The sequence below is a fragment of the Thauera humireducens genome, assembly GCF_001051995.2.
Classification (GTDB): Bacteria; Pseudomonadota; Gammaproteobacteria; order Burkholderiales; family Rhodocyclaceae; genus Thauera; species Thauera humireducens.
This window is the reverse complement of record NZ_CP014646.1, coordinates 899,186-919,665: the sequence shown is the minus strand read 5'-3', so window position 1 is coordinate 919,665 and position 20,480 is coordinate 899,186. Positions and strand designations below refer to the sequence as shown.

The 20,480-nt window shown below is 65.3% G+C and carries 18 protein-coding genes and 3 tRNA genes; 3 read left to right on the top strand and 18 right to left on the bottom strand.

The window, feature by feature from the left end; genetic code table 11:
• The first annotated feature begins 191 nt into the window (after positions 1-191).
• Complete coding sequence (locus AC731_RS04280) at positions 192-668, top strand: DUF1178 family protein (protein WP_004251557.1); 477 nt, start codon at positions 192-194, stop codon at positions 666-668.
• 15 nt (positions 669-683) lie between these two features.
• Here AC731_RS04280 and AC731_RS04275 read toward each other — a convergent pair whose 3' ends face one another.
• The 7 genes from AC731_RS04275 to glcD form a co-directional block, all read right to left on the bottom strand.
• A complete protein-coding gene (locus AC731_RS04275) occupies positions 684-1,862 on the bottom strand; it encodes an alkaline phosphatase family protein (protein ID WP_004251560.1) in 1,179 nt (392 codons plus the stop codon).
• Positions 1,863-1,922: 60 nt separating this feature from the next.
• Positions 1,923-1,998 (bottom strand) — tRNA-Gly (locus AC731_RS04270).
• A 200-nt stretch (positions 1,999-2,198) separates the two neighbouring features.
• Positions 2,199-3,899, bottom strand: coding sequence for an L-lactate permease (locus tag AC731_RS04265; protein WP_004251563.1), 1,701 nt, complete (start codon positions 3,897-3,899; stop codon positions 2,199-2,201).
• A 43-nt stretch (positions 3,900-3,942) separates the two neighbouring features.
• Positions 3,943-4,347: a GlcG/HbpS family heme-binding protein gene (locus AC731_RS04260; RefSeq protein WP_004251566.1), complete on the bottom strand. Its 405-nt coding sequence runs from the start codon at positions 4,345-4,347 to the stop codon at positions 3,943-3,945.
• A 66-nt stretch (positions 4,348-4,413) separates the two neighbouring features.
• Entirely contained in the window at positions 4,414-5,631 is a 1,218-nt protein-coding gene (glcF, locus tag AC731_RS04255; protein WP_048709452.1) for a glycolate oxidase subunit GlcF, read from the bottom strand.
• Between the two features lie 43 nt (positions 5,632-5,674).
• Positions 5,675-6,742, bottom strand: a complete 1,068-nt coding sequence (gene glcE, locus AC731_RS04250; RefSeq protein WP_048709451.1) for a glycolate oxidase subunit GlcE — start codon at positions 6,740-6,742, stop codon at positions 5,675-5,677.
• Positions 6,742-8,241, bottom strand: a complete 1,500-nt coding sequence (gene glcD, locus AC731_RS04245; protein ID WP_048709449.1) for a glycolate oxidase subunit GlcD — start codon at positions 8,239-8,241, stop codon at positions 6,742-6,744. Before glcD ends, glcE begins: the two co-directional genes overlap by 1 nt.
• A gap of 236 nt (positions 8,242-8,477) precedes the next feature.
• Here glcD and glcC point away from each other — a divergent pair, with 236 nt between their 5' ends.
• The gene (gene glcC / locus AC731_RS04240) at positions 8,478-9,266 is read left to right on the top strand and encodes a transcriptional regulator GlcC (RefSeq protein WP_048709447.1); all 789 of its coding nucleotides are present in this window, start codon (positions 8,478-8,480) and stop codon (positions 9,264-9,266) included.
• A 66-nt stretch (positions 9,267-9,332) separates the two neighbouring features.
• On the opposite strand, the gene AC731_RS04235 is transcribed toward glcC, so the two are convergent.
• The 6 genes from AC731_RS04235 to AC731_RS04210 all read right to left on the bottom strand — a co-directional run bounded on the left by AC731_RS04235 (position 9,333) and on the right by AC731_RS04210 (position 16,056).
• Positions 9,333-11,528, bottom strand: coding sequence for an OsmC domain/YcaO domain-containing protein (locus tag AC731_RS04235; RefSeq protein ID WP_048710617.1), 2,196 nt, complete (start codon positions 11,526-11,528; stop codon positions 9,333-9,335).
• Between the two features lie 157 nt (positions 11,529-11,685).
• Positions 11,686-12,405: an ABC transporter ATP-binding protein gene (locus AC731_RS04230; protein WP_004251586.1), complete on the bottom strand. Its 720-nt coding sequence runs from the start codon at positions 12,403-12,405 to the stop codon at positions 11,686-11,688.
• A 1-nt stretch (position 12,406) separates the two neighbouring features.
• Positions 12,407-13,612: an ABC transporter permease gene (locus AC731_RS04225; RefSeq protein ID WP_048709446.1), complete on the bottom strand. Its 1,206-nt coding sequence runs from the start codon at positions 13,610-13,612 to the stop codon at positions 12,407-12,409.
• Positions 13,609-14,760 (bottom strand): efflux RND transporter periplasmic adaptor subunit, encoded by a 1,152-nt coding sequence (locus AC731_RS04220; protein WP_048709444.1) that lies wholly within the window; start codon positions 14,758-14,760, stop codon positions 13,609-13,611. Before AC731_RS04220 ends, AC731_RS04225 begins: the two co-directional genes overlap by 4 nt.
• Positions 14,748-15,320 (bottom strand): TetR/AcrR family transcriptional regulator, encoded by a 573-nt coding sequence (locus AC731_RS04215; protein ID WP_471248198.1) that lies wholly within the window; start codon positions 15,318-15,320, stop codon positions 14,748-14,750. Before AC731_RS04215 ends, AC731_RS04220 begins: the two co-directional genes overlap by 13 nt.
• Positions 15,321-15,570: 250 nt before the next feature.
• A complete protein-coding gene (locus AC731_RS04210) occupies positions 15,571-16,056 on the bottom strand; it encodes an RrF2 family transcriptional regulator (RefSeq protein WP_048709440.1) in 486 nt (161 codons plus the stop codon).
• A gap of 121 nt (positions 16,057-16,177) precedes the next feature.
• Between AC731_RS04210 and AC731_RS19445 the strand changes: the two genes are divergently transcribed.
• Positions 16,178-16,522 carry a hemerythrin domain-containing protein gene (locus AC731_RS19445; RefSeq protein ID WP_082794245.1) on the top strand — a complete coding sequence of 115 codons (345 nt, stop codon included), beginning with the start codon at positions 16,178-16,180 and terminating at the stop codon, positions 16,520-16,522.
• Positions 16,523-16,564: 42 nt separating this feature from the next.
• Here the strand turns inward: AC731_RS19445 and AC731_RS04200 are convergent, their stop codons facing one another.
• The 5 genes from AC731_RS04200 to malQ form a co-directional block, all read right to left on the bottom strand.
• The gene (locus AC731_RS04200) at positions 16,565-17,665 is read right to left on the bottom strand and encodes a methyl-accepting chemotaxis protein (RefSeq protein ID WP_048709438.1); all 1,101 of its coding nucleotides are present in this window, start codon (positions 17,663-17,665) and stop codon (positions 16,565-16,567) included.
• Positions 17,666-17,840: 175 nt separating this feature from the next.
• A tRNA-Cys gene (locus AC731_RS04195) sits at positions 17,841-17,914 on the bottom strand.
• Positions 17,915-17,990: 76 nt separating this feature from the next.
• Positions 17,991-18,066 (bottom strand) — tRNA-Gly (locus tag AC731_RS04190).
• A 66-nt stretch (positions 18,067-18,132) separates the two neighbouring features.
• Positions 18,133-18,708 (bottom strand): CDP-diacylglycerol--glycerol-3-phosphate 3-phosphatidyltransferase, encoded by a 576-nt coding sequence (gene pgsA, locus AC731_RS04185; RefSeq protein ID WP_048709437.1) that lies wholly within the window; start codon positions 18,706-18,708, stop codon positions 18,133-18,135.
• 18 nt (positions 18,709-18,726) lie between these two features.
• The gene (malQ, locus tag AC731_RS04180; RefSeq protein WP_048709435.1) at positions 18,727-20,319 is read right to left on the bottom strand and encodes a 4-alpha-glucanotransferase; all 1,593 of its coding nucleotides are present in this window, start codon (positions 20,317-20,319) and stop codon (positions 18,727-18,729) included.
• Positions 20,320-20,480 lie beyond the last annotated feature (161 nt).

The following is a 20,480-nucleotide window of genomic DNA, read 5'->3' as shown; positions in this document are numbered from 1 at the left end:
TCGCACTTCTGCTTTTCTTGAAGCAGCATGGCACGCTGGCTTGAGGTCAACACGCCCCAAGCCGAATCCAGCATCCGCGAGCGCAGGCCTTGCGTGATCGAGCTCCATACCGGGCACCATTTCCGGTCCGTCGGGTCGGAACTCCTGACCCAGCCATCCACCGGGGCAAGTCCGTCCCTTTCCAAACCATCGTGATCGTCCTCGACCTCTGCTGCAACAAGGAACATCGTTTCGAAGGCTGGTTCGCCTCTGCGCACGCCTTTGAGGATCAGTGCGCCCGCCAGCTCGTGAGTTGCCCGGTGTGCGCGAGCGTGCAGGTCCGCCGCCTGCCCAGTGCCCCCTATGTGCAGACGCGTCAAGGCGCCCAGGACAAGCCGGTCTCGGAGCGCCTACAGGCTGCCGCCACCCCCGCCGTGCCCGCCACGCCGGGCGCCGCAGCAACGGTGACACCGGAAACCGTTACTGCCGTGCTGCAGTTGCTGCGACACATGGCACGCGACGCCGATGACGTCGGCGAGCGGCTGCCCGAGGAGGCGCGTCGCATCCATTATGGTGAAGCCGAGGCGCGCAACATTCGGGGCCAGGCCTCGGCAGACGATGTCGAGGAACTCCTCGAGGAAGGGATCATGATCGTCCCCCTGCCGCCGGGCGAGGACGAGGTTCACTAGGTCCCGGGGCTCGGCTCAGGGTGTCGCCAGGACCAGCGGCACGCGCATCTCGTCCGCCGTCAAGCCGCCGTGGACGCCGATGAGCGTGAAGGGCTCCTCGCCCTCGACCTGGTCGACGATGGTCCACCCCGGCTCCATCAGCAGCACATGCGTACCCACGCGCTCCGCAAGACGCGTGTTGCGGCGTCCCGGACCGAACACGCCCGACGCGATGCAGTCCTCCCCGCGCATGACCACGGCACGTCCTGCCAGCTCGTTCCTGGCCCAGGCTTCGAACTCCTCATGGGCGCCTTCGCGGACCGCACAGAAGGCGAGGCGCCGCTCGCCAAACAGGGGCGCATCGAGCATGCGTGCCACCTCGGATTCGGGCTCGATACCCACCGTGCGCTCCGGTGCGCTGTCGATGAAGCCATGGTCGGCCGTCACCAGGATGCGCACGCCCTTTCCGCGCAGGCGCTCGCACAGGCGCGCGTACATCGCATCGATCTTATGGAAACACGCGATCGCGCGCGGCGAGCGGCAGCCGTAGGCATGGCTGATCGCATCGAAACGGGGGTAATACGCATGGACGAAGCCGCCCTGCCGCCCGACCCCTTCGACGGCACCGAGGATCTCGTCCTGTAGGCGCTCGAGCGTGTCGTAGCCTCGGACACAGGCACCGCGCGCGTGGTGACGCGAAAAGGGTGAAAAGGCGATCTGCTGCGGCGACACCATAAAGGCCGGCCGGCGCGCGTCGCGGAACATCGAGCGCTGCGTAAACAAGCGCGACGTCAGGCGCAGGGCGTGCAGCGGACCGTCGCCGCGTGCTTCAAGCGGCAGGGGTGCGATGACGCCTCCGAAGCGCCGGTCGTGAATGAACCAGCCGTTCAACCCGTGCTCCGCGGGTGAGGCACCCGTCATCAGGGTGGTCACCGCGCTCGCGGTGGTGCTCGGAAACACCGAAGTCAGCGTCACATGCCAGTCCGCGGCAAGCGCTGAGCCGCGGCCGAAGGAATCGAGGGCATGTGCGCCGAGGCCGTCGATGACGAGCAGCACGACGGTCGCCGCCTCGCCCGGCGCCACCCTGGCCACATCCAGCCCGGCATCGGTGTCATGCAGCCAGGTCCGCAGCGCGCTGGCCAGGCCATAGATTCCGCCCGGCCCGTAGTCGGGCAGCACGCAGCCGGCAGGCCAGGCGTCGGATTTCGTATCCATGTTGGCACCCCGAAAGCAAAAAGCCGGACAAGACGCTGATCTTGTCCGGCTTTCGAATTCTGGAGCGGGAAACGAGTCTCGAACTCGCGACCTCAACCTTGGCAAGGTTGCGCTCTACCAACTGAGCTATTCCCGCATTTGGACTAATCCGGCGGGTTTGATGTGGCTTTCCAGAACCATTCAAACCACGCAACGACGCGGGTTGCGGCCGTTTTGTCCGTTTCGTCGAAGGCGGTGTTCTGCGCTCGACGGGGGCGAACTATACCGGGCTTCGCCCCCTCATGCAACACCCGGGAAACACAACGTCCGATCCCGGGCGCCCACCTGTCGTAGCGCTCAGCGCGCCGCGTGGATGGGGTCGGTGATCCCCATCACGTACATCGCGATCAGGCCGATGCTGCCAGCCGCGACGACGTAGTACAGCGTCGGCAGGAGGGTCTTGCGCAGCGTCGTGCCTTCGCGGCCGAGCAGGCCTACGGTGGCCGAGGCGGCAACGACGTTGTGGATGGCGATCATGTTGCCGGCGGCGGCGCCGACCGACTGCAGTGCCACCATCATCGCGCCCGACACGCCCAGCAGGCCGGCGGTGTTGAACTGGAACTGCGACAGCATCAGGTTCGACACGGTGTTCGAGCCGGCGATGTACGCACCCAGCGCACCGACCCATGGCGCGAAGAAGGGATACACGCCCCCCACGCTGTCGGCCACGAACTGCGCCATTGCCACCGGCATCGACACCAGACCCGAAGCATTGACGCCCGAGTTGATCAGGATCCGCACCATCGGGATGGTGAAGATCAGCACGAAACCGGCGCCCAGCAGCGTACGGCTGGACTCATTCGCCGCCTTCGCCAGTTCGCGTCCGGTCATGCGATGCAGGAAGAAGGTGATCAGCACGACGACGACCAGGATGCCACCGGGCAGATACAGCGGCTCGATCGCGCCACTCACGCCCTTCTCGCCGAGGATGTCGACCCAGCCGAACTTCAGGCCGAGCAGGAAGCTCTTCAGCTCCGGGATGACACGGGTCGCCACCAGGATGGCCGCCAGCAGCAGGTAAGGCGCCCAGGCCATCGGCGTGGAGATCGGCGTCTTGCCCGCGACCTGGTCGAGCTTCATCTCGATCTTGCCCATCCATTCCGCGGGCCACTCGCTGGCGGGTGCGAAGTCCCAGTTCTGCTTGGGAAGCAGGAAGCCCTTCTTGGCCGCCGGCACGACGATGGCCAGGCCGACCAGCGCACCGATCATCGACGGGAACTCGGGGCCGAGGAAGACACCCGCGAGCATGTAGGGCACGCCGAAGGCGACAGCCGTCAGCAGCGCGAACGGCGCCACGGCAAGACCTTCCGCCCACGACTTGTTGCGGCCGAAGAAGCGCGTCATCACCATCACCATGATCAGCGGCATCAGCACGCCGACGATGGCGTGGGTGATCGCCACGCGACCGCTGATCATCATGAAGAAGGCGTCCCAGCTGCTACCCAGGCTCGCGAGCTGGGTGGTCAGGCCGCTCCGGTCCAGGCCGGCGCCGACACCAACCAGGATGGGCGTGCCCACCGCGCCGAACGACACCGGCGTCGACTGCACCATCATGCCCAGCACCACCGCGGCCAGCGCCGGGAAGCCGAGAGCGACCAGCAGCGGTGCCGCCACCGCGGCCGGCGTGCCGAAACCAGAGGCGCCCTCGATGAAGCAGCCGAACAGCCAGGCCACGATCAGCGCCTGCACGCGGCGGTCTGGGCTGATGTTGGCAAAGCCGCGGCGGATCGCGGCAATGCCGCCCGAATGCTTCAGGGTGTTGAGCAGCAGGATCGCGCCGAAGATGATCCACAGGATGCCGACCGTCAGGATCAGGCCCTGCAGGCTGGACGCGAGGACACGGTTGAAGCTCATGTCCCAAGCCCACAGCCCGATCGCAGCGGTGATCACATACACCATCGGCATCGCATAGCGTGCGGGCCAGCGGAAGCCGATCAGCAGCACGCCAGCCAGCACCAGCGGCAGGAAGGCCAGCAGTGAAAGCGTTGTTTGGTTCATTGGGGGTTCGTCTCCGTATAGTCGTTTTGCGCGCGTCTGGCGGTCAGGCCAGGGCGGCGATACCCGCACGCGCGATCTGCGCATCCTGGTCGGACTTGACGCCCGACACGCCGACCGCCCCGATCACCTGGCCCTCGACGATGACGGGGACACCGCCTTCGAGCATGCCGCTGATCTCGGGCGCCGACAGGAATGACACGCGACCGCCGTTGATCATGTCCTCGTAGAGCTTGGATTCGCGACGGCCGAGGGCTGCGGTGCGTGCCTTCTGCGGGGCGATGTAGGCGCCGATCGGTGCGCAGCCGTCCAGACGCTCAAGCGCGAGCGGATGACCGCCGTCGTCGACGACGGCGATGGTGACCGCCCATTGGTTCTTCAGCGCTTCTTCGCGCGCTGCGGAAACGATGCGCACGACATCTGAATTCGTAAGAACATATTTGGTTTGCATGAGGGGCTTCCTGTTGTGGGAATTGAGATAAAGGACGCCGGGCATCGTCTGCCCGGCGAGAGGGAGTCAGCCGATGGCTTCCTCGACGATCTCGATCCAGTGACGCACAGGCGTGCGTCCGGCGCCGTCGAGGTGGGTCTGACAGCCGATGTTGGCGGTCACGATCAGTTCGGGCTTGCCGCTCTCCAGCGCATCGAGCTTGTTGTCGCGCAGCTTGCGCGACAGTTCGGGCTGGGTCAGCGAGTAGGTCCCGGCCGAGCCGCAGCACAGGTGGCTGTCCGGGACGGGCGTGAGGTCGAACCCGAGGCGGGAGAGCACCCCTTCGACCGCACCGCCGAGCTTCTGCGCGTGCTGCAGCGTGCATGGGCAATGGAAGGCCAGGCGCTTGTCGCCACGGATGCCGAGCTTCTCCAGCGGCTCCGCGCGCAGCACCTCGACGAGGTCCTTCGCCAGCGCGCTCACGCGGGCCGCCTTGGCTGCGTAGGCCGGATCGTCGCGCAGCACGAAGCCATACTCCTTGACGAAGGCGCCGCAACCGCTGGCCGTCTGCACGATGGCCTCGGCACCCGCTTCGATGGCGGGCCACCAGGCGTCGATGTTGCGTCGTGCGCGATCGAGGCCGGTGTCCTGGGCATTGAGGTGGAAATCCACCGCGCCACAGCAACCGGCCTCGTGCGCCGGCACCACGCTGATGCCCAGGCGGTCGAGCACGCGGGCCGCGGCCGCATTGGTGTTGGGCGCAAAGCCGGGTTGCACGCAACCTTCGAGCATCAGGACCTTGCGCGCATGCTGGCTGGTCGGCCGCGGCTTGGCCGGTGACTTGTGACGCGGCAGCTTGGCAGCGAGCGACTCGGGCAGCACCGGGCGCACGGCCTCGCCGATCTGCACCAGTGTCTTGAACAGCGTCGGACGCGGCACCACGGCCCGCAGCGCAGCGCGCTGGACGACCTCGCCCAGCGGACGCGGCGCCCACTGTTCGATCGCGGCGCGGCCAATGTCGAGCAGCTTGTGGTACTGCACGCCCGACGGGCAGGTCGTTTCGCAGTTGCGGCAGGTGAGGCAGCGGTCGAGGTGCATGCGCGTGCTGGCGGAGACTTCGCCGCCCTCCAGCATCTGCTTCATCAGGTAGATGCGGCCGCGCGGGCCGTCGAGCTCGTCGCCCAGCAACTGGTAGGTCGGGCACGTGGCATTGCAGAAACCGCAATGCACGCAGGTGCGCAGCACGCTCTCGGCAATCTCGGCGCCGGGCAGCTTGCGTGCGGCTTCGCTCAGGTTGGTTTGCATGGATCGTTCTCTGGCGGATTCGGTGCGGGTTCGGAGGCGTGCATCACAGCCCGTCGTACATGCGACCGGGGTTGAAGATGCCCTGCGGATCGAGCTGCTCCTTGAGCCGGCGGTGATAGCGCATCAGCACCTCGGGCAGCGGATGCAGTGGGCTCTCCGCCGCGCCCGGCGTGAAGCAGCAGGCATGGCCACCGGCAGCCGCCGCGGCACCGCGCAAGGTGGCGGCAGCGGCGTCGGTCTTGAGCCAGCGCTGTGCGCCCCCCCAGTCGACCAGTTGCGCGCCCTCCGGCAAGCGCGGACGGCTATCGTTGGCGACCGAAATCCGCCACAGCGGTGCGGGGTTCGAGAAGAAGTCGAGCGTCTGCTCGCGCAGTGCCCCCCAGAAGGCGGCCGACACCTCTTCGCCACCGAGATGCTCGCGCGCGGCCTTCACCGAGCCCTCCCCGCCTTCGAGCCGCAGCATCAGGCCTTCGCCGTCGTGGCAGGCCGCGGTGATCGGCAGCGGCTGTTGCCCCCACTCCGCGAAGCGCACGAGCGCGGTGTCGACGTCCATCTCGAGGCGCAGCGTGAGGCTGCTGCGCGGCTTGGGCAGTACCTTGAAGGACACCTCGGTCAGCAGCCCCAGACTGCCCAGACTGCCCGCCATCAGGCGCGAGACGTCGTAACCGGCAACGTTCTTCATGACTTCGCCGCCGAAGCGCAGGTGCTTGCCATTGCCGGTGATGACACGACAGCCGAGCACGAAGTCGCGCACGGAACCCACCCACGGCCGGCGCGGACCGGACAGGCCTGCTGCGACCATGCCGCCGACCGTTGCGCCCTCGCCGAAGTACGGCGGCTCGAAAGCCAGCATCTGGCCGGATTGGTCGAGTACGGCTTCAAGTTCGGCCAGCGGCGTACCGGCACGCACCGTAACGACCAGCTCGGTCGGGTCGTAGCTGACGATGCCGCGGTGCGCGCGCGTGTCGAGCAGTGCGCCGCTCGTCGCCCGGCCATAGAATGACTTCGTCCCACCGCCCTGGATCAGGACCGGTGTGTTGGTTGCCAGCGCGGTGTAGACCTGCGCCAGCAGATCTTCGCTGCGGTCGGCGTCTCGTACTTCGATGTTCATCAGAAACGCTCCAGTTCCGGGAAGGGCATCTTGCCCTGATGCACGCGCATGGCGCCGTTCTCCGCGCAGCGGCGCAGCGTCGGAATGTTCTTGCCTGGGTTCAGCAGGGCGTGCTCGTCGAACGCCGCCTTCACCGCGTGGAAGAAGCTGAGTTCATCAACGTTGAACTGCACGCACATCTGGTTGATCTTCTCGCGGCCCACACCATGCTCGCCGGTGATCGTGCCGCCCACAGCCACGCACAGTTCGAGGATCTTGCCGCCAAGCTCCTCGGCGCGCTCCAGTGCGCCCGGCTCGTTGGCATCGAACAGGATCAGCGGGTGCATGTTGCCGTCGCCGGCGTGGAACACGTTGGCCACGCGCAGCCCGTACTGTTCGGAAAGCTCGGCCGTGCCGCGCAGCACCTTGGGCAGGTGGCGCCGGGGGATGGTGCCGTCCATGCAGTAGTAGTCTGGCGACATGCGCCCCACCGCCGGGAAGGCATTCTTGCGCCCGGCCCAGAACAGCGCGCGCTCGGCTTCGTCGCGCGCCAGGCTCACCGCGGTGGCGCCCGCCTCGTCCAGCACCGCGCGCACGCGCTCGATGTCTTCGGCCACGTCGAGCTCAACACCGTCGAGTTCGCACAACAGGATGGCCTCGGCCGCGACCGGGTAGCCGGCGTGGATGAAGTCCTCCGCGGCCTGGATCGCAAGCTTGTCCATCATCTCCAGACCGCCGGGGATGATGCCGGCGCCGATGATGTCGGCCACCGCCTTGCCCGCCGCCTCCACCGAATCGAAGCTCGCCATCAGCACGCGCGCCACGCGCGGCTTGGGCAGCAGCTTCACCGTCACCTCGGTCACGATGCCAAGCATGCCTTCCGAGCCGGTGAACAGCGCCAGGAGGTCGAAGCCCGGCGCGTCGAGCGCATCCGCACCCAGCGTGATGCGTTCGCCCTCCATCGTGAGCACCTCGATCTTCATCACGTTATGCACGGTCAGGCCGTACTTGAGGCAGTGCACGCCGCCCGCGTTCTCGGCAACGTTGCCGCCGATCGAACAGGCGATCTGCGATGAGGGATCAGGGGCGTAGTACAGCTCGTAGGGTGCGGCTGCCTGCGAGATCGCCAGGTTGCGCACACCGGGCTGGACACGCGCGTAGCGCCCCTTGGGGTTCAGTTCGAGGATGCGGTTGAAGCGCGCCATCACCAGCAGCACGCCCTGGGCCAGCGGCAGCGCGCCCCCCGACAGCCCGGTGCCCGCGCCGCGCGCCACCACCGGCACGCGCCGCGCGTGACAGATGCGCAGGATGGACTCGACCTGCTCCACCCGCTCGGGCAGCACCGCCAGCAAGGGCACCGTGCGGTAGGCGGCAAGGCCGTCGCACTCGTAGGGGCGCAGATCCTCCTCGCGGTGGAGGATCAGCAGGTCGGGCATGGCCTGGCGCAGATCGGCAAAGAGATCGGCACGATCCACCTTGCTCAGCGGGCCATCGATTTCCTCGTTGTACAGAATGTTCATCGCGGATCCGTCCGGACGTCGTTTCGGGGGTAGCACCCACTTCGCAGGTGCGAGGCGGTGATACGGCCACGAAATCCTAAGTCCATTACCCGGACGCTCCAAGCATTCTTCTACTGGTCGTACCAGTTTTTTTGGCCTATCGTTTCATCCTCGTTACAAAAGAGCCCGTAACCGTCACGCAGTACGGACTTATCGGGTCATCAACAACCCCTCTCCATGCAACTGGTCCGACCACTATGGAAAATGTCTCCGGAGGCCGTGCCGGCGTCACCGAACGGCAGCAGGTCGCCGATATCGTCGCCGAGCGCATCGAACGCCTCATTACCGACGGTGTGCTGAAGGTGGGTCAGGCCCTGCCTTCCGAGCGTCGTCTGTGTGAAAAACTGGGCACATCGCGCTCCGCACTGCGCGAAGGGCTGCGGGTACTGCGCGGATTGGGCATCATCGAGACGCGGCACGGCAGCGGCTCGTTCGTCGCACGCCTGTCGGCCGAGCGCGACAACAGCCCGCTGATGCACCTGTTCAGCACGCAACCGCGCACGGTCTATGACCTGCTGGAAGTACGCGCCCTGCTCGAGAGTGAAGCGGCCCGTCTGGCCGCACTGCGCGCCACGGTGGCCGACCTCGTGTCGATCCGGCGCCGCTACGAGGACATGGTGGCCCGCGAACAGGACATCCGCGCCACCTCGGCCGAGGACCATGCCCGCCTCGACCACGACTTCCACCGCGCCATCAGCGAGGCTTCGCACAACGCCGTGCTGGTGCACACGCTGCAGTCCCTGTCGGACCTGATGCTGAGCAGCGTCTTCGCCTCGGTGAACAACCTCTACCATCGCCCTGCCCACAAGCGCCTGATCGACCGCCAGCACCACCGCCTTTACCAGGCGATCATGGATCGCCAGCCCGAACGGGCGGAACGCATCGCGCGCGAACACATCAACAGCGTGCGGGAAAGCTTCATAGAAATCGAACAGGAGGAGCAGCGCCTGATCCGGGCGACGATGCGGCTCGAGGGGTGGAACTGAGCGCAGTGCCACCGGCGTTCAGGCCTTGCGCGCGCGGCGAACACCGAAGCGCGCAAGGCCTGCAGATCAAGCCGCCATGCGGGCTCGCGCCACGTGCAGCTTCTTGTAGCTGTCGATCAGGCGCTGGTGCCTGTCGAGCCCTTCCAGCTTCATGCTCGTCGGCGTCAGGCCGAAGAAGCGCACGCTGCCATCGACCGATCCCAGCACTGCATCCATCCGCGCGTCGCCAAACATCCGGCGGAAATTGAGCTCGTAATCGTCCAGTTCCAGGTCGTCGTCCAGCAGCACCTCGAGCACCACATTCAAGGCCTGGTAGAACAGCACGCGCTCGACCGTGTTCTCGTTGTACTGCAGGAAGGCTTCCACCCGCTCCTTCGCCGCCTCGAACTGCTTCAGGGCGAGATGAATCAGCAGCTTCAGTTCCAGAATCGTCAGCTGCCCCCAGACCGTATTCTCGTCAAACTCGATGCCGATCAGGGTGATGATGTCGGTGTATTCGTCGAGCTCGCTCTCTTCCAGGCGTTCAAGCAGTGCCTCGAGGCTGGCGTCGTCGAGGCGATGCAGGTTCAGGATATCGGCGCGGAAGGAAAGTGCCTTGTTGGTGTTGTCCCAGATCAGATCCTCGACCGGATAGATCTCCGAATAACCGGGCACCAGAATGCGGCAGGCCGTTGCGCCGAGCTGGTCATACACCGCCATGTAAACTTCCTTGCCCATCTCTTCGAGAATGCCGAACAAGGTCTCGGCTTCGTCGGCATTGGAGTTTTCGCCCTGGCCCGAGAAGTCCCATTCGACGAACGCGTAATCGGCCTTGGCGCTGAAGAAGCGCCACGACACCACGCCGCTGGAATCGATGAAGTGTTCGACGAAGTTGTTCGGCTCGGTGACCGCGCCGGTCTCGAAGGTGGGCTGAGGCAAATCGTTCAGGCCTTCGAAACTGCGCCCCTGGAGCAACTCGGTAAGACTGCGTTCCAGCGCCACCTCCAGGCTCGGATGCGCCCCGAACGAGGCAAACACGCCGCCGGTACGCGGGTTCATCAAGGTGACGGACATCACCGGAAACACCCCGCCCAGCGACGCATCCTTCACCAGCACAGGAAAGCCCTGCTTTTCCAGCGCTTCGATGCCGGCCAGAATGCCCGGATACTTCGCCAGCACTTCGGGCGGGACATCGGGCAGCGCGATTTCCCCTTCCAGAATCTCGCGCTTGACCGCCCGCTCGAAGATCTCCGAAAGACATTGCACCTGCGCTTCGGCCAGCGTGTTGCCCGCGCTCATGCCATTGCTGAGATAGAGGTTGTCGATCAGGTTGGACGGGAAATACACCACCGCACCGTCCGACTGTCGGACATACGGCAGCGCGCAGATGCCGCGCTGCACGTTGCCGGAGTTGGTGTCGTACAGATGCGAGGCGCGCAACTCGCCATCGGGGTTGTAGATCGGCAGGCAGTATTCGTCGAGAATTCCCGCCGGCAACGCATCCTTGGGGCCAGGCTTGAACCAGCGTTCATTCGGGTAATGCACGAACGGCGCATTCGCAATGTCCTCTCCCCAGAACTGGTCATTGTAGAAATGATTGCAGTTCAGCCGCTCGATGTACTCCCCCAAGGCCGACGCCAGCGCACTTTCCTTGCTCGCACCCTTGCCATTGGTAAAACACATCGGCGAATGGGCGTCGCGGATATGCAGTGACCACACGTTGGGAACGAGATTGCGCCATGAAGCAATCTCGATCTTGATGCCCAGATCCGCCAGAACCTCCGACATATTGGCGATGGTCCGCTCCAGCGGCAGGTCCTTGCCGAGAATGTAGGTGCATGCGTCCGAATCCGGGTTCAGCGTCAGCAGGGCCTGTGCATCCGCATCCAGATTCTCCACTTCCTCGATCACGAACTCGGGCCCGGTCTGCACCACCTTCTTGACCGTGCAACGCTCGACCGAGCGCAAGATGCCCTGGCGGTCTGCGGCGGAAATATCCTCGGGCAGTTCGATCTGGATCTTGAAGATCTGCTTGTAGCGGTTCTCCGGGTCGACAATGTTGTTCTGCGAAAGGCGAATATTGTCTGTAGAAATACTGCGCGTTTCGCAGTACAGCTTCACGAAGTAAGCCGCGCACAATGCCGACGACGCCAGGAAGTAATCGAACGGACCTGGCGCCGAGCCATCGCCCTTGTAGCGGATGGGCTGATCGGCGATGACCGTGAAGTCATCGAACTTGGCCTCGAGACGGAGCTTGTCGAGAAAATTGACCTTGATTTCCATGGGGGAACCCTGAAACGGCGCATTCAGCGAAATGGCGGCCATTATCCCCGTTTTCACAGTGCGAAAAGCCGGAATCTCATGCGTTCAGGAATCTCCTTGTCGATGCGGTCACCCGCATGCACGGTCGCACCGTTCGGCATCGACAGCCGCCTTCCCCTCAGCCGACACTGCGCCCTTCGCCCGCCTCCTCGTGCGTCACCCCGTCGCGAATGTGATAGATCCGCTTGAAGGTCGGGATGATCTTCTCGTCATGCGTTACGACGATGATGGCGGTCTGGAACTGGGCAGCCATGTCATTCAGGATGCGCACCACCGCCATCGCCCGTGTGCTGTCGAGCGGTGCCGTCGGCTCATCAGCGAGGATCACCGGCGGGCGATTGACCAGACCGCGTGCGATCGCGACCCGCTGCTGTTCGCCGCCCGACAACTGGGCCGGCATCGCTTCGGCGCGATGCTGGATGTCGAGCGCAGTCAGCAGCGCCAGCGCCTGTGCACGCGCAGCGGCGTTGGACACACCGGCGAGCATTGGCAGCAAGGCGACGTTGTCCGTCACATTCAGGAAGGGAATCAGGTACGGCGCCTGGAACACGAAGCCGATCCTGTCCCGTCGCAAGGCGCGCAGGTCGCGCACCTTCCAGCGGTTGTCGAAGATCATGTCGTCTCCCAGCGTCATGCGTCCTGCGGTGGGATCGATGACGGCACCGAGGCACTTCAGCAAGGTGCTCTTGCCGGAGCCGGAGGGGCCGATGAGGCCGACCACTTCGCCCGGGGCGACATGCATGTTCACGCCCTTGAGCGCATCGACCGCCGTGTCGCCGTGTCCGTAGCGTTTGGTCAGACCTTCGATGAGGATGCCCCTGCCTGCGTGGATGCTCATCTCAGCCTCCGATCGCTTCGGCCGGATCAACGCGCAAGGCAAGGCGAATCGACACCAGGCTGGCGAGCACGCAGATGATCATCACCGCCGCAAAGCCGGCAACCGTGTCGGCGGGTACGAGCAGGACATATTTCGGGAAGAAGGGCGCCGAGAAAGTGGCAGCAATCTTGCCAACCACGAAGCCGATCAGTCCGAGCGCCACCGCCTGCTGCAGGATCATCCCCGCGATCGTGCGGTTGCGCGTCCCGATGAGCTTGAGCACTGCGATCTCACGGATCTTGTCCATCGTCAGCGTGTAGATGATGAAGGCGACGATGGTCGCGCTCACGACCGCGAGGATGACGAGGAACATGGCGATCTGGCGCGCCGAAGTGGCGATCAGCTTGCCGACCAGGATGCCTTCCATCTGTGCCCGGGTGTACACCGTCAGCCGCTGCCAGCGCCGGATGGATTCGGCGACTTCGTCCGGCGCGTAACCCGGTGCGAGGGTGACGAGCACGGCATTGACGTACGGGTTGGTACTCTGCGACGCCAGCACCGCATCGAGCAGGCCGGGTACGCCGGGACGGTTCAGCGCGGGATTGGCTTCGGTGCGACGGCGGCTCTGCCAGATGGCGTCGTTGTCCTTCAGGAACTGTGCTTCCTGCGCATCCTTGAGCGGAATGAACACCATCGGATCGCCAGACGACGACACCATGCGTCGGGTCAGCCCCACGACGGTGTATTGATTGCGTCGGATGCTGAGCCGGTCGCCGATCCGGAAGCCGGTCGCGTTGTCGGCCACCGCTTCATAGTGCCCACGCGTGATCTGCCGCCCCGCGACCAGGTAGGGCGGCCAGCCGGGCACCTGTGCCGGCCGCCCTGCCGCAATGCCGACCACCATCGCCCGCACATCCTGCGTGCCCTTGCGCACCTGCATGGTCAGGTAGGTGACGTTGGCCGCGCGTTCGATGCCGCGCAGGCCGAGCAGCCCCCGGTAGGTGTCGTCATGCACGCTGGAGGACTCCGCATACGGCCCGAGCGTGTCGCGCTGTACCACCCAGAGGTCGGCGCCGCTGTTGTCGAGTAGCGCCTTGCCATCATCGACCATGCCCCGATACACGCCTGCCATCACCAGCGTGACGCCAATCAGCAGACCCAGGCCAATCCCGGTGAAGACGAATTTCCCCCACCCGTGCAGGATGTCGCGGCTGGCAAGGCTGATCACCTTTCAGCTCCGGGCAGCGAGGGAACGACATCAATGCGGCTGTCGCGGCTGAGTGCTCGCTCGCTGTAGAGCACAATCTCATCCCCCTCCGTCAGTCCCTCCCGAACCTGAACCCGCCCGTCGAGATCCGTCGCGCCCAACTTGAGCGGCGCAAACTGCAAGCGTCCTTCCTTCACCTGCCACACGCCCACCTCACCGGCCTCGCGCCGCAGCGCTGCGTTTGGAATCATTACGGCGGCCTGCACGAGGGGCAGTGCGACCGTGACCTCAGCCAGTTCGCCTATTGGCGGGACGGGTTCGGGCCGATGCTCGAATACGACCTTGGCGAGGAGTTCCTCGGTGACGGCATCCGCCTTCGGCTCCACCCGCAGCACACGCCCCGGCAAGGCCTCTCCGCTGCGCGAGCGCAGGACGATGCTGGCGGGCAACTCGCTCGCCAATCCCCCCGCATTGACCTGGTCCAGCCGCAGGTTGATCCAGAGGCTGGCCGGATCGATCAGTTCCACCACCGCCTGTCCGGCGACCACCGTGGTTCCCGGTTCGGCCTCGCGCAACGTGACCACGCCATCGACTGGTGCAACGAGTTTCAGGCTGTCGCGTTGGGCCACGAGGGCTGCGCGCTCCGACTGCGCACGCGCAAGCTCCTCTCGTGCCGCGATCAGGCCCGCTTCCGCTATCTCGCGCTCCTGGCGTCGAGTGATCGCGAGTTCCTCGCTGGCCGCTTGCAGCGCACTGAGCTTGTCGTAGCGCCGCGACTGCGCCTGCGCAAAGGCCTGGCGTGCTTCGGCCTCGCGAACACCCGCCTCGGCCCGCTTGAGCGCGGCCTCCTGCGCACGGATGCGGTCCGACAGATCGACCGCATCCATCTCGCCGATCACCTGGCCAGCACGCACCCGGTCGCCGACCTGCACCTCCACGCGCCCGACCCGGCTGGCCAGCGTCGGACCGATGCGATAGCTGTGTCGCGCCTCCACCGTGCCGATGCCGAACAAGGCAGGCGAGACCGTGCCCTCCTGCACGCGCACCACCGTCACCTTGACCGGCGCCAGCGGGCCCGAGCGCATCGCGACATAGGCGAACACGAGCACGAGCGGCACGATGATCGCAATCAGGGCGATGGTGCGCCCATGCAGCTTCAGCGCGCGCATGTCGAACTCCGGATGCCGGCGAGATAGATGGCAAAGACCCGTGGTGCGCTATCGCGGATCAGCCCCATGTCGCCCGCGATCAGGAACTGCATGACCAGGCCCTGGATCGTGCCGACGAAGAGCGTTGCGGCCGCATCGAGGTCAAGTTCCGGCGAGATCTCGCCCGCCGCCTTACCCGCCTGGAGATGCGCCCGGATACGCTGGCCGTAGCGCTGGAGCAAGGCCTGGGCCGCCCGTTTGGCAGGCGTCGCCTCCGCACGTTGCAGTTCGCCGAACAGCATGCGCGGAACACCGGGGTGCTCGGTCACGAAGTCGACATGCGCCTCGAAGGTCGCCTGCAGGGCGGCGAGAGGCGATGCGCAGGCAGTGGCCGCCCGGTCGACGCGGGCCAGCAGGCGTTCGGCGACCCACCCCATGACCGCCTCCCAGATCGCGTCCTTGGTCGGGAAGTGGCGGAACAATGCGCCCTGTGTCAGCTTCATGTGGCTGGCGATCGCTGCCGTGGTGATGTCGCTGGGGTTTCGTTCGGCCGCCAGTGCCACCACGGCTTCGACGGTCACCTCTCGACGTGTTTCAGCGGGAAGATGCTTGGAGGACACGGCCATCGCTCAAAGTAAGTAATTACTCACTATCGTAGCCGTATCTGAACGTTCTGCAAGGCTTCACGACGCTCTGCGGTCAGCCGCGGGGCCCTCACACGTCCGCCACCAGCAGACGATCCCAGACGTCCGCCGTCGCGACGGCTCTCGATCGCCGAGTTCCGCGCGCACGGCTGCCATCTCGCGCGAACAGCACGCGAGGCAAGGAGCGCTATTTTCGCCCGGCGTGATCGATCATCGCGATCGACAAGGCGTCGCTGCCCGGAGGCGCCAGCCTGAGCACCTCGTGCACGCGCGCATCGCTGCCTACGAGGTCGGCAAGCGTCGTGCCATCCAGCGCAGCAAGGAAAGCGCGCAGTGCGTCACCAAGCACGCCCTTGAGCCGGCACGCCGGATCGAGCAGGCAGTGCGATTTCGTACCGAAACACTCGACCAACTCCAGGCTGGGTTCTATCCGACGAACCACGTCGCCCAGGCCGATCTCGGTTGCGGGTCGCGCGAGCTTCAAGCCGCCCCCCTTGCCCCGCGCGCCGTCGACGAACCCCTTCGCCACCAACTCGGTGACGATCTTCATCAGATGGCTGCGCGAGATGTCGAAGCGCTCGGCGACCTCCTTGATGGTGACGCGCCGCATCGGGCATGCCCCGAGATACATGAGAACCCGAAGCGCATAGTCGGTGTGCTGTGTGATGTTCATGGTCGGAACGCGGGGAAGGAAGGTCGCCGGCGGAATGCTAACAGCAATAGAGTCATTTTCATTGACTCTTTAAGCGAGCTGTCTAAAACTCCGTTTCATCAAAGTCTTCCGAGCGTCCGCCATGAAGCGCCATCCCCGCCTCGTCAAGCTTTCCCGCGAGCATCACACTGCACTGCGTCTCGGTCGGCACCTCCTGACCGGAGACGCCCGGGTCGAGCTCAGTGCCGAGCTTCCGGCGATCGAGGCTCACTTCGCCGAGGAAGAGCGCGATCTGCTGCCATTGCTTGAAGGGGATCGTCACGGTACATACGCAGAACGCCTGCGCGCAGAACACGCGCAGCTGAGGCGCTTGCTCGCGGCTGCGGTCCGGGGCACGAATCAGGCGCAAGCCGGGCAAGCACTGATCGATCACGTTCGGTTTGAGGAGCGGGAGCTTTTTCCTGTGCTGGAAACGCTCCTCGACTGACGCCCCTTTCGGATCGATGCCTGGCGGCAGCATCGGGCGCGGTTAACGCCCCACCGCCTTGTCGAGCATCCTCTCGAGGCCGCGCATCACGGTGAGATTGGCTTTCTCCATTGCCTGGAGCTCACCCAGCGCTGCCTCGAGCTTGCCCTGTGCATGGAGTTCCACCGCCCGCCGGGCATGCGCATGAACTGCGCGATGCGGGTCTTCGAGCTCGACGTATCCAGCCAGCCCGGCGAATCGCTCACGCCCTTCCCCGTCGTAGTACCACCGGCCGAGCCGGCAGTGCTTCTCGTCGGGCAGGTCTTCAGGGCGCAGGGTCGAGACCCCGAGGAAGACCTTGTACACCTCGAGCTTCAGCGTGAGTTCGTCGATGTTCGCCAGTTCGACGTTGGAGAGCAAGGCGGAAGACGTCACCGCCTGTTCCATGCGGCGCGACAGTTCAAGCAGATGCTTCATGCTCTGCACCGCCAGCGTGCTTTCGGTGGCGTGCCGGCCGGCGTCCGATGCCCCGAGTTCCATGACCTCGCGCGCAGCCCGCGTCTCTTCCCGGATGTTCTCCACCAGGGTGGCGATCTCGGTGGTCGCACCGGCCGTCCGTTCTGCAAGCTTGCGCACTTCATCGGCAACGACCGCGAATCCCCGCCCCGCATCGCCGGCACGCGCCGCCTCGATCGCCGCATTCAGGGCGAGCAGATTGGTCTGGTCGGCAATCTCCTTGATCAGGCGCACGATACCGCCGATCTCCTCGGCGCGCCGGCTGAGGGCGCCAACGTTTCTGGAGGCTTCTTCCATGCGCTCGAACATGGTGTGCAGGTTGTCCGCGATCCCCTCGAACGCGCTGCGGCTGCTGTCGGACTGCGCTGCGGCCTCGAGCGCAGACGCCTTTTCGTCGTTGAGCGTCGTCGCTAGGCCGAAAAAGGATTCACGCACCCCACCAAGCGAATCGCCAAAACTTCCCAGACTGGCGAACACGCCATCAAGGACGGCACGCTCACGCCGCTGCGACGCTGCCTGTGCGCGGAGCGCCTCCCCTTCAGCTTCGAGCGCTTGGACCCGCGCGTTCAGCGTCGCGTTCGCCTGCTTCAACGCCAGGTTCTCGGCTTCGATGGTGCGCAGCCGCTCCTTCTGTCGAGTGAAGAACATCATGATTCCTTGCCGGCATCTTGAAGATGCAAATTATATGACTCTTTTAAGACCGGCATGTCGAGAAGTGATGTCACTGCCTGAGGGTGAGGCATTCGAATGGTGCAGCAGTGCACGGTGGACAAGAAAAAGCCCGCTCGTGGCGGGCTATCTCTTTGATACTGCTTGATGTTACTGGAGGCGCGACTCGGAATCGAACCGGGGTACACGGCTTTGCAGGCCGCTGCATAACCACTCTGCCATCGCGCCGTCAAGCTTTGCTGCAGATCCTCAAGACCTGCGTGACACGTGCAATTTGCTGCGCTGCACCTGCCATCTGAATGCTTGGAGCGGGAAACGAGTCTCGAACTCGCGACCTCAACCTTGGCAAGGTTGCGCTCTACCAACTGAGCTATTCCCGCTCGGGAAAGACCGCCATTATAGGCAGCATTTCTTGTCTGTCAAGCCGATATTGCGCCCGCGCGCCCTCAGCTCTTGTGGTCTGCCATCAGGAGGGGAATCGCGCGATGCAGGTAATACCCCATCGACCACAGCGTAAGCGCAGCAGCAACGTAGATCAGCACGCTGCCAAGCTTCGTCACGTCAATGGACAGCAACGGCGCGTTGTACAGCAACAGGGGAATGGCGACCATCTGCGCGGCGGTCTTGAGCTTGCCGACATAAGCGACGGCCACGCTGGCCGACTTGCCGACCCGGGCCATCCATTCGCGCAGTGCCGAGATCGTGATCTCACGACCGATGATGATGACCGCGATGATGGCATCGACCCGCGCAAGCTGGACGAGCAGGATCAGCGCGGCGGCCACCATGAGCTTGTCGGCGACGGGGTCGAGGAAGGCGCCGAAGGCGGACGTCTGCCCGAGCGCGCGCGCCAGGTAGCCGTCGAACCAGTCGGTGATGGCAGCGGCGGCAAACAGGGCAGTGGCGATCAGGTTCTTGTGCGGTACGGACAGCCAAGCGTCGGGCAGGTAGAAAACGCCCACGAAAATCGGGATCAGCGCAATGCGGGCCCAGGTGAGGGTGTTGGGAATATTGAATGGCATGCCGCGCGGGCCGGGTCGCTAATGGGATGGCGCGAGTATATCAGCGCCCCGGGCCGACTCAGGTGTCGGGGCCTCCGCTCGCGGGCGCCGGTCGTAGAGGGCGCTCAGTTCGGCGAGGTGGTCGGCGTGCCAGCCCTCGACCTGGCCCCAGTGGAAGCGCCAGCCCCACACACCTTCGATACTGCCCGGGCGGTTCATGCGGGCGGCGCTGTCGAGACCGAGCACGTCCTGCATCGGAAACACCGCCAGTCGTGCCACCGAGGCAGATGCGGCACGGATCAGATCCCAGTGGATGCAATCGCCGCGGACCGCGAGGTAGCGCCGCACCTGGTCCTGCGCCCCGCCAGGCAGCGCCTTCCACCAGCCGGGCGTGGTGTCGTTGTCGTGCGTGCCGGTATAGACGACCGTGTCGTGACTGAAGTTATGCGGCAGGTAGGCGTTGCCGGCATCGCCGTCGAAGGCGAACTGCAGGACCCGCATGCCGGGCAACCCGGCCGCCGCCCGCAGCGCGTCAACGGCGGGCGTAATGATGCCGAGGTCCTCGGCAATGATCCGGCGACCGGCGCTGTGCGGGGTCGGCTGCAGGCCCAGCGCAGCGTACAGGGCGGAGAACAGCGCCCTCCCCGGCCCCGGCCGCCATGCGCCCTCGACCGCACTGTTCGCCGTCGCCGGGATGGCCCAGTAAGCCTCGAAGCCCCGGAAGTGATCGACCCGCACGAGGTCGAACAGCATCAACGCATTGCGCATGCGCCCGATCCACCAGCCGTAGCCCTCGCGCGCATGGGCGGCCCAGTCGTACAGCGGATTGCCCCAGTGCTGGCCCGTCGCGCTGAAGTAGTCGGGGGGCACGCCGGCCACCACGCGCAGGCGACCATCTGCCTCGAGATCGAAGAGCTGCGGATGTGCCCAGACGTCGGCGCTATGCGGCGAGACGAAGATCGGCATGTCACCGACGATGCGGACACCACGCCCGTTGGCGTAGGCCTTCAGGCGCAGCCATTGCTCGCGGAAGCACCACTGCCAGAACTTCCAGCTCGCGCATTCCTCCTCGAGTTCGGCTGTCGCATCCGCCAGCGCCGCGTGCTCGCGACGCGCGAGGGCGGGTGGCCAGTCCTGCCACGTGCTGTCGGCCGCGCCCCTCGCACGCTGCCGTGCATCGAGCGACATGAACAGGGCGTAGTCGTCGAGCCAGCCCTGCTCCGCACGACAGAAGGCCTCGAAGCGCCGCCGCTCAGCCTCGCGCCCTGCGGCACGGAATCGCCGCGCCGCGCGCCTCAGCCGCGACATGCGGAACGCGATCACCTGGGTAAACTCCACCCGCTCGTCGCGGAAGCCAGGGTCCGGCTCCAGGGCATCGACCTCGAGCCAGCCCTGCTCCACGAGTTGCGCGAGATCGATCAGCAGTTCGTTGCCGGCAAAGGCCGACGGGCTCATGTACGGCGAGTTGCCCGGCCCGATGCCGCCAACCGGCAGGACCTGCCACAGCGATTGCCCGCCTGCCACCAGCCAGTCGACGAAGTGGTAGGCCGACGGCCCCAAATCGCCCGAGCCGTGTGGCCCCGGCAGCGAGGTGAAGTGCAAGAGAATGCCGCTATGTCTCGACCGATTCATGGAGCATCCCGAATGGGTTCAGCGCAGGAAAAGACGGGACGACGATGGACGCCTGACGGCGCGCCCTGATGTCGTTGGACAGAATCGGTGCGCGGTTTCATGATTGCGCTCATCTCTTCAATCCTCGTTGCCCGATCATTGAGCACTTTCACGCAAACACC

Excerpts from the sequence above, each read along its gene's own strand:
- AC731_RS04275 (WP_004251560.1), bottom strand. The coding sequence starts at position 1,862 with ATGGATACGAAATCCGACGCCTGGCCTGCCGGCTGCGTGCTGCCCGAC.
- AC731_RS04265 (WP_004251563.1), bottom strand. The coding sequence starts at position 3,899 with ATGAACCAAACAACGCTTTCACTGCTGGCCTTCCTGCCGCTGGTGCTG.
- AC731_RS04260 (WP_004251566.1), bottom strand. The coding sequence starts at position 4,347 with ATGCAAACCAAATATGTTCTTACGAATTCAGATGTCGTGCGCATCGTT.
- glcF (WP_048709452.1), bottom strand. The coding sequence starts at position 5,631 with ATGCAAACCAACCTGAGCGAAGCCGCACGCAAGCTGCCCGGCGCCGAG.
- glcE (WP_048709451.1), bottom strand. The coding sequence starts at position 6,742 with ATGAACATCGAAGTACGAGACGCCGACCGCAGCGAAGATCTGCTGGCG.
- glcD (WP_048709449.1), bottom strand. The coding sequence starts at position 8,241 with ATGAACATTCTGTACAACGAGGAAATCGATGGCCCGCTGAGCAAGGTG.
- glcC (WP_048709447.1), top strand. The coding sequence starts at position 8,478 with ATGGAAAATGTCTCCGGAGGCCGTGCCGGCGTCACCGAACGGCAGCAG.
- AC731_RS04235 (WP_048710617.1), bottom strand. The coding sequence starts at position 11,528 with ATGGAAATCAAGGTCAATTTTCTCGACAAGCTCCGTCTCGAGGCCAAG.
- AC731_RS04230 (WP_004251586.1), bottom strand. The coding sequence starts at position 12,405 with ATGAGCATCCACGCAGGCAGGGGCATCCTCATCGAAGGTCTGACCAAA.
- AC731_RS04220 (WP_048709444.1), bottom strand. The coding sequence starts at position 14,760 with ATGCGCGCGCTGAAGCTGCATGGGCGCACCATCGCCCTGATTGCGATC.
- AC731_RS04210 (WP_048709440.1), bottom strand. The coding sequence starts at position 16,056 with ATGAACATCACACAGCACACCGACTATGCGCTTCGGGTTCTCATGTAT.
- AC731_RS19445 (WP_082794245.1), top strand. The coding sequence starts at position 16,178 with ATGAAGCGCCATCCCCGCCTCGTCAAGCTTTCCCGCGAGCATCACACT.
- AC731_RS04200 (WP_048709438.1), bottom strand. The coding sequence starts at position 17,665 with ATGTTCTTCACTCGACAGAAGGAGCGGCTGCGCACCATCGAAGCCGAG.
- pgsA (WP_048709437.1), bottom strand. The coding sequence starts at position 18,708 with ATGCCATTCAATATTCCCAACACCCTCACCTGGGCCCGCATTGCGCTG.
- malQ (WP_048709435.1), bottom strand. The coding sequence starts at position 20,319 with ATGAATCGGTCGAGACATAGCGGCATTCTCTTGCACTTCACCTCGCTG.